This is a genomic window from Streptomyces sp. NPDC050988 (genome assembly GCF_044456225.1).
Classification (GTDB): Bacteria; Actinomycetota; Actinomycetes; order Streptomycetales; family Streptomycetaceae; genus Streptomyces.
The window spans coordinates 445,513-457,348 of sequence record NZ_JBITFQ010000001.1 but is presented as its reverse complement, the minus strand read 5'-3'; the positions used below and the strand labels follow the sequence as shown (position 1 = coordinate 457,348).

Genomic DNA, 11,836 nt, shown 5'->3' with positions numbered 1-11,836 from the left:
GACAGATGTTCTTGTGGGCAGAACATCTGTCGTGCATAGTGGATTGGGTGAACGGCGCCGTGTGTGTGATCCACGCGGCGCCATGACTACGACCGCAGGGATTGATGATGAGCACCAGCACCGTTTTGCAGGGCCGTACCGCGCTCGTGACCGGGGCGACCTCGGGGATCGGCAAGGCCGTCGCGCGGAACCTGGCCCGCCAGGGTGCCGAGGTCGTGCTGCACGGCCGGGACCAGGCACGGGGCGAGGCACTGGTGAAGGAGATCGAGGCCGAGGGCGGTACCGCCCGTTTCGTCGCCGCCGACCTCACCGACGCCGACGAAACGCTGCGCCTGGCCTCCGAGGCAGGTGCCGTGGACATCCTGGTGAGCAACGCGGGCCTGTACGAGTTCACCCCGACGGCCGCGACAGAGGCGGCGAGCTTCGACCGGCACATCGCCGTCAATACCCGCGCCCCGTTCCTCCTGGTCGGCGCGCTGGCGCCGGGCATGGCCGAGCGCGGGCAGGGTTCGATCGTGATCGTCGGTTCCAGCGCGGCCCGCCAGCCCGCCCCGATCGGCGCCGCCTACGGCGCGTCCAAGGCGGGTGCGGAGATCCTCACCCGTTACTGGGCCACCGAGTTCGGCGCATCCGGCGTGCGGGTCAACACCGTCTCCCCGGGCCCGGTCCGCACCGAGGGCACCCGGGCGATGCTCGGCGAGCACATCGCGGCCCTGGACTCGACCAGCGCGCGCGGCCGTGCCGGTGACCCGGCGGAGATCGCCGAGATCGTCTCGTTCCTGGCCGGCCCCACCAGCTCGTACGTCAACGGTGCCGTGCTGTTCGCCGACGGCGGCGAGCGAAGCAGTCTTCCCGCCTGACCATCGGAGATACCGCGCCATGGACATCCTCGTCATCGGTGCCACCGGCTTCGTCGGCGGAGCACTCGCCCGCCACCTGGCCGCCGAGGGCCACACCGTCACCGGCCTGGCCCGCACCGAAACCGCCGCCGCCGGCCTCCATGCCCAGGGCATCACCCCTGTCGCCGGAGACCTGGAGGAACGTCGCCCGGCAGTCGTCGAGGCGGCCTTGCAGACGGACACGGTCATCTACGCCGCCCAGGCCGGAGAGGAGCAGGAGACCGCAACCGTTCAGGAGTTGACCCGGGCGCTGGCCGGGACGGGCAAGACGCTGGTCTTCCTGTCCGGCAGCGGGGTGCTGCTGCAGCGCACCGCGGGTGCCTGGAGCCCGGACGTGTACGCCGAGCACGAGCCGTTCACCCCCGAGCCGCCGGCCGACTTCCGCAGGGCCGCCGAGAACGTGGTCCTGGCCGCGGCTTCCGAGGGACTGCGTGCGATGGTCATCCGCCCCGGTCTGATCTGGGGACTCGGCGACCACGGCCACCTGTCGATGATCTACCAGTCCGTCGCAGCGACCGGTGGGGCCTGCTACGTCGGCGAGGGGCTGAACACCTACAGCCACGTCCACATCGACGACGTGACCCGCCTGTTCACCCTCGCTCTGGAGAAGGGCCGGCCGGGAGGGCTCTACCACGCGGTGGCCGGAGAGACCCCCAACCGCTGGATCGCCGAACGCGTGGCCGCCGACCTCGACGTGGAGGCGCGCAGCGTCACCCCCGAGGAAGCTGCCGGCGTGTGGGGGGAGTTCGGTGCCCTCGTCATGGCCGCCTCCAGCCGTATCCGCGCCGTCAGCGCCCAGCAGGAGCTCGGCTGGCAGCCCCAGCACACCGACATGCTGAGCATGATCGGCGAAGACCGCCTGCGCCGCCTCGCCACACCCAGCGCCTGACCAGGACTTCGCCACCGCCGCGGAACACCGGCGCCGGCGAAGTCCGCTGCCCCCGAAGCCGCCTCGACACGGCTTCCCCAGTACACCTCTTGATCACTTTCCCCCTTGAAGGGCCTCCCCGTGAGCACAGCCGACTGGCTTCCCGACGGCTTCCGCGTCCAGCGGATCGCCACCAACGACACTCATCTCTCGGTCGCCGTCGGCGGCAGCGGACCGGCGTTGGTCCTGCTGCACGGCTGGCCGCAGACCTCCCGCGCCTGGGCCCGCGTCATGTCGGCCCTCGCCGAGAACCACACCGTCGTCGTCCCCGACCTGCGCGGCACCGGCGCGAGCGACCGCCCCGAAGGCGGCTACGCCAAGACCAGCCAGGCCGACGACATACGCGGCATCCTCACCGCCCTGGGCCTGACAGGCCCGGTCGCAGTGGCCGGCCACGACATCGGCGCGATGGTCGCTTTCGCCTGGGCCGCCGCCCACCCCGACGACATCTCCCACCTGGTCCTGGTCGACTCCCTGCTGCCCGGCCTCGGCCTGGAGGAAGCCATGAACGTCGCCGAGGGCGGCATGTGGCACTTCGGGTTCTTCATGACCCCGCACCTGCCCGAGATGCTCTTCGACGGCCACGAACTGGAGTTCTTCACCGCCACGTTCACCGCCATGTCCAACCCCGGCACCTTCAGCGACGACGACCTCGCCGCGTACGCACACGAGTACACCGGCCGGGAACGGCTACGCGGAGGCTTCGAGCACTACCGCACCCTCCTCGAAGACGGACGCGAGAACCGCGCGCTACTCGCCGAGCGGAAGCTGCCCATGCCCGTCCTGGCCATCGGCACCGCCCACCCCGGCACCTCCACCGCCCAGGCCCTGGCCCCCCATGCCGACGACGTGCGAAGCGCAGTCGCGCCGACCGGGCACTTCGTCGCAGAGGAAGACGCCGACTGGTTCACCAAGACAGTGACCGAGTTCCTCACCTGATCGAACCTCCCGCCGGGCGGGCACTGCCCCGGGCCGCCTGTGCAGCAGTGAGGACCGAGCGACGTCCTCAACTGCGATCTCGTGACCCTCGCCGAGATGCTGTCGAGGACGCGGAAGATGGCAAGCCCGCGGCGGACAGACGCCCACCTCGGTCGTTCCGGACGAGGTGGCTCCGGGCTCGTGCCGTTTCGTGCACATCGACCCTCACACCTGTACGGGCATGTGTCCGGAGACATCACCGGAACCAGTCCGGCTTCCGTGGCGTGATCACAATGCCGGGACAGTAGCCCTCGTACCCGGAACCGCTCTCGGTCGAACCGAAAGGTGGACCGATCCCGATTCGCGGCCGTTGTCGCGGGTGATGGCGGGCGGGTGTGTTGCCGTGGCCGTGGGCGCCGGTTGGCTGTTGACGCTTTTCCATGCGCTGATGGGTTTCACGGTCGGGCTCGTGGTCTATCTGGTGGCGCGCCGACGGTGGACGGGCAGGCAGGCGATGGTGGCCGGTGGCGCAGGCTACATCGTCGGCACTCTGCTGTCGGTTGGTGCCCTGATGATGGCGCTCAGCGGCATGTAAAGCTGGGCAACTCCCAGCAGGCATCGGGCAGAACACCCGGATACGCGGGACGTCGTCTCGGTCAGGCGGTGGGGCAGGAGCCGTAGTCGTTCGTTTCACCCGGGCCTGTACGTGTCCCATCCCGCGAGCCCGCAGAAGTCGGCCTCCTGCTGGGGCGAGACCAACTCGCGGCGGTGCGCGGGCAGATCGTAGCGGAGGACCCTACCGTCGCCGCCCGACTGGAACACGTGCAGTCTGCTTGCGCCGGCCTTCGGGGGGCCGCTGGAGCGTAGCCCGTACCCATACGCGGCGTCCCGCAGTTTCAGGTCGCGGGCCTGGGCGCCGGACAGGTCCTTGCCCAGTGGCCCGAAGTGGACTTCGTGAACCCGGTCATGGCCGGTGCGGCCCTGGACCGAGCACGATCTGGAAGTAGTCCGGAGTGCGGCCGTGCAACGAGGTTGGTGCCTGGTGGGTGGGCACCAACGTCGATCGCTGTGCCCGTGGATCGGCCCGTGTCGCGTCTCGCTGTCAGAGCCGGTCTCTACAGTGCCGGGCTATGACTTCGATCAACGACTACAGCGGTGCCGGCGCCGCCAGGCTGGACGAACTGCGCGAGATGCTGGCCACGGGCAAGTCGGTCAAGGTGAGTCAGGCCATGGGGGAACTCGTCGCGATCCCGGACGACGGAACGGCACTTGCCGTGGCCGCCCGGTTCGCGGAGGCAGCCGGGTACCCCTCGGAGCTGCTGTTACGGATGTGGCCGCAGGCGTCCGACCCGGACGGTTTCTGCGCCGGCCTGCTGGCCCCCGCTCTCGTGCGCGACCACCGGACCTCGATACGCCTGCGCAAGATGACCTCACTGACCGGTCTGCGCCACCTCACCACACTGCAGGGCCTGTACATCGAGCGTTGCAAGGAGATCACCGACCTGACCGAAGTCGGTATGCTCACCGGCCTCACGGACCTCGACCTCAACGGCTGCGCGGGCATCGAGGACCTGACCCCGATCGCCCGCCTCACCCGGCTGACCCGGCTCAACCTGCACCGCTGTCGCGCGGTGCAGGACATCACGCCCCTGCTGGCCCTGGCGAAACTGCGGGAACTGGACCTCAGCATCACCAGGGTGCGATCCGCCGACGGTTTCGGCGCGGCCTTTCCAGCGCTGGAGACACTGACCCTGCGCGGCTGCCGCTCCTTCAAGGACGCCTCGCACCTGTCCGGGCTGAGCCGGCTCACACACCTGAACCTGGGCTGGACCGGCATCCGTGACCTGACCGGCCTGCGCAATGTCCCCGCCGTGACACACCTGGACCTGCGCAGCTGTGGCAGCCTGCGCGAACTGGCCGGTATCGAGGCAATGCCCGGCCTGACCGAGCTGGTCCTCCAGGACTGCCCCCGTCTCGAAACCCTCCGCGGACTTGGCTCCCACCACCGGCTCACCCGGCTTGAGATCAAAGGCTGCCCCCAACTGGCCGACGTGAGCGCGCTGTCCGGAGTCACCCGGCTGACCAGACTGATCGTCGAAGGCACCGAACAGCTCACCTCCCTGCGCGGCCTTGAGACACTCGGCTTCCTGGAGTCGCTCTGGCTCGCCGACTGCCCCGCCCTGCGGGACTTCTCTGCGCTCACACGGTTGTCCGCACTCTACGAACTCGGTCTGGAAGGACTCGGACAGCTACGCGACCTCACGCCGTTCGCCGCTGTCCCCGGTCTCGCGTCCCTGCACGTGATCCGTTGCGACGGTCTGGTCACCCTGGAAGGGCTGGAACAGCAGGACCACCTGGCCGACCTGGTCGTCTACCAATGTCGCAACGTGACCCGCCCCGGCGAACTCGGTGTCCTGCCCGCTCTGCGAGGGGTGTGGCTGAACAACTGCCCCTCACTGACCGGTCTCGAAGGCCTCGGCGATCTGCCCGCGCTGCGCAGACTCAGCGTCGCCCACTGTGAGCTGCTCGTGGATCCGGGCGGCCTCGCCGGTGCTCCGGTGGATGATGTGCTCTTCGCCCGCGTGCCGAACCTGGGATCACTGCACGCTCTGGAGGGCTGCCCCGACCTGCGGCGACTGGAACTGGTCGAGTGCCCGCGCGTGGAGAACATCCCGGCCGGGCCGGTCACCGAGCTGAACATCGACGGACTCGACTGGAGGGACCTGTCACTCCTGGCAGGTCACAAGAACCTCCGCCACCTCTGGTTCACTCTGCGAGAGCTGGAGGACATCAGCGCCCTGCTCGCCCTGCCCGACCTCATCACCCTCCACCTCGGAAAGTGTCGATCCCTCAAGGAAGAGCAGTTCGGCCTGCTGCTCGACCTGCCGTCCCTGCAGCGGGTCACGCTGCCCTACGGTCGTCGTGGAGAGGGAGACCGAGCCCGCTTCTTGTCGCTGGTGGATCCTCTCCCCAGCGACGCACCGGAAGGCCCCAGGATCGCACCACCGCCTGAGTGGTCGGAACGGCGGTGCAGGGTCTGCTCGGAGCCACACCTGGGGGGTTCCATACTGAAATTGCACTGCCCGGCAGCAAACTGACCGACGCGTGCCAACCGGCCCGCCGAGGAGTGCTGTTCAGGCTAGGAGTCCCGGCCCGGAGTCAACGCTCTGATCCGGCCGCTCGGCGATGACTGGTTCAGTTCTCGTCGCGGTAGGCGTTGCCGCCGGCGTTCGGCGTGGTTCCGTCGTAGAGGCTGGTCGGGCTGGTCGGGCTGGTCGGGCTGGTCGGGCTGGTCGGGCTGGTCGGGCTGGTCCCGGCCCTGGTCCTGGTGCTGAGGCTGCGCTGGGGTAGCGCGGCGTGCCCTGGGAGAAGTCGACGAGGGCGTATTCGGACAGCCAGATCGGCAGGCGACCGTGGGCGGATTCACTGCGGGACGGTGACCAGGACCCGTCCCCGGCCGCCCGCGTCGACCCGCTCGTGGGCCTCGGCGATGTCCTGCAGCGGGTAGCGGTGGCCGACGTCGACGGTGAGGGCGCCGACCGCCGCTGCGGCGGTGAGGTCGCGGGCGGCCTGGCGTTTCGCCTCGGCGGGGAAGTCGTCGCTGCCGAGCAGGCGCAGGGTGACGTTGTTGAACAGCAGGGGCCAGAAGGGGAGTTCGGTGCGGTCGGTGCGGGTGGCGTAGGCGGCGATCACTCCGTCGATGGCGACGACCGCGCTGTCCAGGTCGGCGTTGTCGGACAGGGCCACCTCGACGATGCGGTGGACGCCGTCGGGTGCGTACGCGCGGATCTCCTTCGCCGGGTCGCCCTGGTCGAGGGCGACGGCGTGCGAGACGACGGCGGGGTCGACCCGGTCCAGATCCTTGCCGTGCCGCACGGTGGCGAGCACTGTCGCCCCGCCCCACCGCGCGAGTTGTGCGGCCAGTGAGCCGACCCCGCCGAGCACGCCGTGGACGAGCACGAGTCTTCCGTCGACCGAGCCGTCTGCGAACACGGTGCGGTGAGCGGTGACTCCGGGGATGCCGAGGCCGGCACCGAGTTCGTCGGTGAGGTGGTCGGGGAGGGATACGGCCAGGTCGTCGGGTACGACGGTGTACTGGGCGGCGGTGCCGAACGCCCGGTAGGACTGCGCTCCGTACACCCACACCCGCCGCCCGACCCGGCGCGCGTCGACTCCTTCCCCCACCGAGTCGACGACGCCCGCGGCATCGCTGTGAGGGATCACCCGGGGGTACGGCATCGATGAACCGAGCCAGCCGCGCCGCTTCTTGGTGTCCCCGGGGTTCACCCCCGACACGGTGACGCGGACACGGACCTCGCCCGGCCCGGGCTCGGGGTCTGGCAGCTCACCGACCCGGAGCACATCGGTCGCGGAGCCTTGTTCGTCGTACCAGGACGCAAGCATGCGGGTCCTCCGTCGCCTCTCGGCTCGCGGGTTCTTCGAGCTTTAGGGGGATCGTTCTTGGTGCGCGCGGCGCCGGACCCGGAGGCGTCCTCGGCGGTGAGGAGCATGCCGCGCCGGTAGGCGTGGGGGACCTCCTCAGCGGGCAGCGAGCAGCGGGCGGTCGCCGCCGTGGCCGTTGCAGAAGAAGCTCGCGGGCTCCGGGAAGAGGCGATCCGTGTCCGACCCTCCCGGCGGCTCTCTCACTCAGGGCTTGCCTCTCACATTGATGTCAGGTTCTAGCGTACCTGTGTCGGGCCCGCTGTTCCCGGTCCCTGCACCATACGAAGGAGTTCCGGCATGACCGGCAGACCAGCGCGCCCACGCTGATGGACCGCTACCGGCTCGGCGGTCTGGAGCTGCCCAACCGGGTCGTGATGGCTGGCCCGGGGTGCCCAACCGGTCGGACCCTCCGCCGTCGCGGCCGTGGGCGACGTGTTCACCCCGATGGGCCCGCGGCCCGCCCCGACGCCTCGCGCCCTGGATCTCCCCGAGGTGCCCGAGCAGGCCCGCTCGTACGCCGAAGCCGCCCGGCGAGCTGTCGACGCCGGCTTCGACGGCGTCGAACTGCACGGCGCGAACGGCTACTTGATCTCGCAGTTCCTGTCGTCCAGCGCCAACCTGCGCACCGATTCCTACGGTGGTCCGCACCGCGATCGGGTTCTCGTGGCATTTCACCGCGGTCCAGGCTGATGAGGCGCTCGGTGGCCACCGGCTCGCCCTCACTGGTCGTCAGCACCCAACGACGGCGACACCATTCTGTTTGTCGCCTTTTGGGTGTCGAGCGGCGGTCCGTCCTCGCGGCGGCGAACGCGTGAAGGTCGTGGCCTGCTCGCGGAGAAGGTGACCGATCCGGCGCCCGAGTCCGGCTCCTATGCCCGGATTGCGGGTGGAGGAAACTATGAATCTGAGAATTCAGTGAACATCCTGTGACCACATCCGTATCGAAGGACAGCTTCGCCCACACCGGAAGTCCCGCCGGTTCCGAGGATGTTCAGAGAGGCCTGATGAGACGCAACACGCGAAAGAAGTCGAAGACCACCGTTCGGGTGGTGGGCGCTGCGGCGGCACTGGCCATGGGGGCCGGCGGACTCGTCGCGGCCAACATCTACGCCTCTGCCGACGAAACCGGCGCAGCGAAGGGCACGGCCCAGAACCAGGCGTTGGCGGCCGGAACCTCCACGATCGACTGCCCCGACGTCGGCCAGCAGTTGAAGGCGGTGCCCGCCAAGGCCCGAACCCAGGTCGACAGGGAGCTTGCCCTGCTCGACAAGCAGGTGTCCGAGGCCTACCAGCGTCTCTCCACCTCCCAGCAGGCGATTCAGCAGGACGCCAACTTCGCGCAGAACGCGATCGTGAATCCGCTGAAGGACAAGCGGAAGGCCACGATCGACCGGATCGTCATCGCCATCGGCCGTGTGGGCACCAAGCCGCAGGGTCTTGAGGCGCTGGCGCCCTGCACGTTGCGCTCCACCGGCAACCAGCCCGCCGCGGGTCAGCCCTCCGGCCAGCCCGCCTCCGGTCAGCCGGCCTCGGGCCAGCCCGCTTCTCCGGCCGCCGGCCAGCCCGCCGCGGGCAACGGGCCCGTCGCCGCCGACTTCGTGGACATCACCAAGGTCAAGCCCAACGTGAGCACACCGCGCAAGTCGTCGAAGGCGTCCAAGGGCACCTTCGTCACCAAGTGCGGGGTGAACGCCAACAAGCTGTACAACAGCGACAACGTCATCGTCGCCCCCGGTGTCACCAACGGCGCCCACCACGTGCACGACTACGTCGGCAGCCAGGACAACGACGCCTTCACCAGCGACCAGGACTTCCTCAAGGCCAACACCAGCTGCAAGAACAAGGGCGACAAGTCGTCCTACTACTGGCCGGTGCTGCGTCTGCAGGACGGCACCAAGGAGTTCGACGCCGACCGCCTTGGCGGTGGAGCCGAAGGCAACACCGGCCGCATCCTGACGGCCAAGCAGGCCACGCTGGACTTCGTCGGCAGCCCGCGCGGCAAGGTCGTGGCGATGCCGCAGCTCCTGCGCATCATCACCGGTGACGCCAAGGCGTTCACGAACGGCCCGACCAACGCCAACGCCTCCTGGAGCTGCACGGGCTTCGAGAACAAGGTCCAGCTGAAGGACAAGTACCCGCTCTGCCCGTCGGGCCGGGACGTGGTGCGCACCTTCAAGTTCCAGAGCTGCTGGGACGGCACCAACATCGACAGCGCCAACCACCGTACGCACGTGGCCTTCGCGGACGCCAAGGGCAACTGCCCGGCCGGCTTCAAGGCCATTCCGCAGCTGGTTCAGCGTCTGGTGTACGACGTGGACGCGCCCAGCCTGAAGGACAACGGGAAGACCCGGCCGTTCTTCTCCCTGGACGGGTTCCCCGAGCAGGCGCACAAGCCGATCACGGACCACGGCGACTTCATCAACGTGTTCGACAAGAAGGTGCAGAACAAGATGGTCCAGTGCATCAACACCGGACGCAGGTGCAGCTGAGTCCGAACAGCGGGTCTAGCTAGTCAGAGCTAGTCCGCAAGTTAGCGGTAGGGGTGGGCGTCGTGCGAACGGCGCCCACCCCGGCGCGTTTACGGCGCCACCCCACCGCTTTCGGGGCGCCGGGCGGGTCGACGGCCTAGGCTTCCGGTCGGCACCGGAACCGCCACCGACCCCAGGAGCGCACACCGTGTTCGACCCCGCACCCGAGCACCCGTACCCAGACGGCCATCAGCCGGACGGGACGCCGACGCCGCACGCGCTCCTCGAACCCGTCCTCGGCCTCCTGGGTTCCTGGCACGGCCGGGGTCGGGGCCAGTACCCGACGCTCACCGAGGACTTCGCGTACGCGCAGGAGGTGACCTTCAGCCATGACGGCCGTCCCTTCCTGCGTTACGAGGCCAGGGCCTGGCTGCTCGGCGCCGATGACGCCCCGCTGCGCCCGTCGGCCCGGGAGAGCGGCTGGTGGCGGCTGCAGCCCGACGGCCGCGTGGAGGCACTGATCACCCAGCCCACCGGCATCGCCGAGATCATGGTCGGTCACGCGGCCGACAAGACGGTCGACCTCTCCACCCACCAGGTGGCTCTCGCTCCCACCGCCAAGAAGGTCGACGCCACCCACCGCCGCTACACCCTGACCGACGACGACACGCTCACGTTCGACCACGACCTGGAAGCGGTCGGCCAGTCCATGCAGCACCACCTCTCGGCGCTGCTGCGCCGCAAGGCCGAGGACGACTCCGGCCCACGGTTCACAGGGCGTTGAGCAGGAGTGACGTCCCCACGCCGACCCGAACCCGGAGATCGAGGAAGACCGTGACCAGCATCGCCATCGTCGGAGCCGGACCTGGACTGGGGGTGGCCGTCGCCCGGCGCTTCGGGCGTGAGGGCTTCGACGTCGCGCTCGTCGCCCGCGACCACGAGCGGACGAACGCCCTCGCCGCCGAGCTGGGCCGGGAGGGCGTCACGGCCCGTGGCTTCGCCGCCGACGTACGGGACCCGAAGGCCCTCGCCGCCGCCCTCGACGCGGCGAACTCGACTCTGGGGCCGGTCGAGGTCCTGCAGTACAGCCCGGTCCCGCAACGGGACTTCATGCTGCCGGTCCTGGAAACCACCCACGCCGACCTCACCGGCCCGGTCGAGTTCTCCGTCTACGGGCCCGTCGTCGCCGTACAGCAGGTGCTCCCCGGTATGCGCGCTCTGGGCCGCGGCACGGTCCTCTTCGTCAACGGCGGCACCGCGGTCGTCCCCCACCCCGACCGCGCCGGCACGTCCATCGCCTTCGCCGCGGAGAGCGCGTACGGCCATCTGCTGCACGACGCGCTCGGTGGCGAGGGCATCCATGTCGCCCAGCTGATCGTCCCCGGCGCGATCATCGCCGGACACCACAGGAAGGACCCGGCCGTGCTCGCGGACACCTTGTGGGGGATCCACCAGGAGCGGCACGGGTTCCGGCACTTCGCCGACGACCTCGACTCCTGACCGACGGCGGTCGGTGACCCGGGCGGCGGACCTCGTGGCCCAGGCAGCGAACTCTGTGGCCTAGGCGGCGGACTCCGCCGGGCGGGGGAGGAGCCGCATCGTGGTGGAGGTCGCCTCGGGGCCGGTGATGGCCTTGATGATGTTCGCGGCGTAGTGGCCGTACTTGGCGCGGTAGGCGGCGTCGACCTCGTCGTTGAGGGCGGGATCGGCGTCGACGAAGGTCACGTCCTTGTCCAGGCCGCCGGCCTGGATGCGGCCCTGCAGCCGGGCACGGGTGCCCCGGTACCAGGCGGCCGTCGGCCCGTTGACGGACCGTACGCAGATGTCGTCGCCGACGCGGACGACCCAGATGGTCCGCCAGCTGCCCGGCGATCCGTCGCGACGCAGGGAGACGACGCGCAGTTCCTCGGCGTGCTCGATCCGGGCGAGTTCGTCATTCGGCCAAGTCGTCATCGACGGATCTCCTTGTCGCCACCGGTGTGCCGCCTTCGGAACCAGACTCTCCGCCGTGACCGGCACCGGCAACAGCACGGCGCTCAATGGGCTGACGGCGTGACGGCGTGACGGCGTGACGGCGTGACGGCGTGGCCGCGTGGCGGCGGGCGTCGCGGATGCCGAGGGTGATCCCGCGAGTGAGGCGCTGGTCGCCCTGGTCGTCGAGCGGGGCGGGCGCCCGCGGG

At 69.7% G+C, this 11,836-nt stretch carries 10 protein-coding genes and 1 pseudogene; 9 read left to right on the top strand and 2 right to left on the bottom strand.

All coding sequences use genetic code 11. The features are described 5' to 3' along the window. Positions 1-107 precede the first annotated feature (107 nt). From ACIBEI_RS02000 to ACIBEI_RS01980, 5 genes are all read left to right on the top strand, one after another. Positions 108-860: an SDR family NAD(P)-dependent oxidoreductase gene (locus tag ACIBEI_RS02000; RefSeq protein ID WP_398884082.1), complete on the top strand. Its 753-nt coding sequence runs from the start codon at positions 108-110 to the stop codon at positions 858-860. Positions 861-879: 19 nt separating this feature from the next. After that, the gene (locus tag ACIBEI_RS01995) at positions 880-1,788 is read left to right on the top strand and encodes an NAD-dependent epimerase/dehydratase family protein (RefSeq protein WP_398884080.1); all 909 of its coding nucleotides are present in this window, start codon (positions 880-882) and stop codon (positions 1,786-1,788) included. A 120-nt stretch (positions 1,789-1,908) separates the two neighbouring features. Continuing rightward, entirely contained in the window at positions 1,909-2,766 is an 858-nt protein-coding gene (locus tag ACIBEI_RS01990) for an alpha/beta fold hydrolase (RefSeq protein WP_398884078.1), read from the top strand. Positions 2,767-3,148: 382 nt separating this feature from the next. Further along, positions 3,149-3,340 carry a hypothetical protein gene (locus ACIBEI_RS01985; protein ID WP_398884076.1) on the top strand — a complete coding sequence of 64 codons (192 nt, stop codon included), beginning with the start codon at positions 3,149-3,151 and terminating at the stop codon, positions 3,338-3,340. Positions 3,341-3,875: 535 nt separating this feature from the next. Beyond that, positions 3,876-5,843, top strand: coding sequence for a leucine-rich repeat domain-containing protein (locus ACIBEI_RS01980; RefSeq protein WP_398884074.1), 1,968 nt, complete (start codon positions 3,876-3,878; stop codon positions 5,841-5,843). A gap of 325 nt (positions 5,844-6,168) precedes the next feature. On the opposite strand, the gene ACIBEI_RS01975 is transcribed toward ACIBEI_RS01980, so the two are convergent. Next, the gene (locus ACIBEI_RS01975; protein WP_398884072.1) at positions 6,169-7,149 is read right to left on the bottom strand and encodes an NADPH:quinone reductase; all 981 of its coding nucleotides are present in this window, start codon (positions 7,147-7,149) and stop codon (positions 6,169-6,171) included. A 426-nt stretch (positions 7,150-7,575) separates the two neighbouring features. On the opposite strand from ACIBEI_RS01975, the pseudogene ACIBEI_RS01970 reads away from it, so the two are divergent. The 4 genes and pseudogenes from ACIBEI_RS01970 to ACIBEI_RS01955 all read left to right on the top strand — a co-directional run. Next, positions 7,576-7,854: pseudogene (locus tag ACIBEI_RS01970) on the top strand (alkene reductase); the annotation flags it as partial. Positions 7,855-8,192: 338 nt separating this feature from the next. Beyond that, the gene (locus tag ACIBEI_RS01965; protein WP_398884071.1) at positions 8,193-9,677 is read left to right on the top strand and encodes a DUF1996 domain-containing protein; all 1,485 of its coding nucleotides are present in this window, start codon (positions 8,193-8,195) and stop codon (positions 9,675-9,677) included. A 187-nt stretch (positions 9,678-9,864) separates the two neighbouring features. Beyond that, on the top strand, positions 9,865-10,440 hold the full coding sequence (locus ACIBEI_RS01960) for an FABP family protein (protein WP_398884069.1): 576 nt from the start codon (positions 9,865-9,867) through the stop codon (positions 10,438-10,440). Positions 10,441-10,490: 50 nt separating this feature from the next. Then, positions 10,491-11,156 carry an SDR family NAD(P)-dependent oxidoreductase gene (locus ACIBEI_RS01955; protein ID WP_398884067.1) on the top strand — a complete coding sequence of 222 codons (666 nt, stop codon included), beginning with the start codon at positions 10,491-10,493 and terminating at the stop codon, positions 11,154-11,156. 60 nt (positions 11,157-11,216) lie between these two features. Here the strand turns inward: ACIBEI_RS01955 and ACIBEI_RS01950 are convergent, their stop codons facing one another. Then, complete coding sequence (locus ACIBEI_RS01950) at positions 11,217-11,609, bottom strand: DUF2255 family protein (protein WP_398884065.1); 393 nt, start codon at positions 11,607-11,609, stop codon at positions 11,217-11,219. Positions 11,610-11,836 lie beyond the last annotated feature (227 nt).

Bases quoted from the DNA above. Each gene is read 5' to 3' on its own strand.
- ACIBEI_RS02000 (WP_398884082.1), top strand. From the start codon at position 108: ATGAGCACCAGCACCGTTTTGCAGGGCCGTACCGCGCTCGTGACCGGG.
- ACIBEI_RS01995 (WP_398884080.1), top strand. From the start codon at position 880: ATGGACATCCTCGTCATCGGTGCCACCGGCTTCGTCGGCGGAGCACTC.
- ACIBEI_RS01980 (WP_398884074.1), top strand. From the start codon at position 3,876: ATGACTTCGATCAACGACTACAGCGGTGCCGGCGCCGCCAGGCTGGAC.
- ACIBEI_RS01975 (WP_398884072.1), bottom strand. From the start codon at position 7,149: ATGCTTGCGTCCTGGTACGACGAACAAGGCTCCGCGACCGATGTGCTC.
- ACIBEI_RS01965 (WP_398884071.1), top strand. From the start codon at position 8,193: ATGAGACGCAACACGCGAAAGAAGTCGAAGACCACCGTTCGGGTGGTG.
- ACIBEI_RS01950 (WP_398884065.1), bottom strand. From the start codon at position 11,609: ATGACGACTTGGCCGAATGACGAACTCGCCCGGATCGAGCACGCCGAG.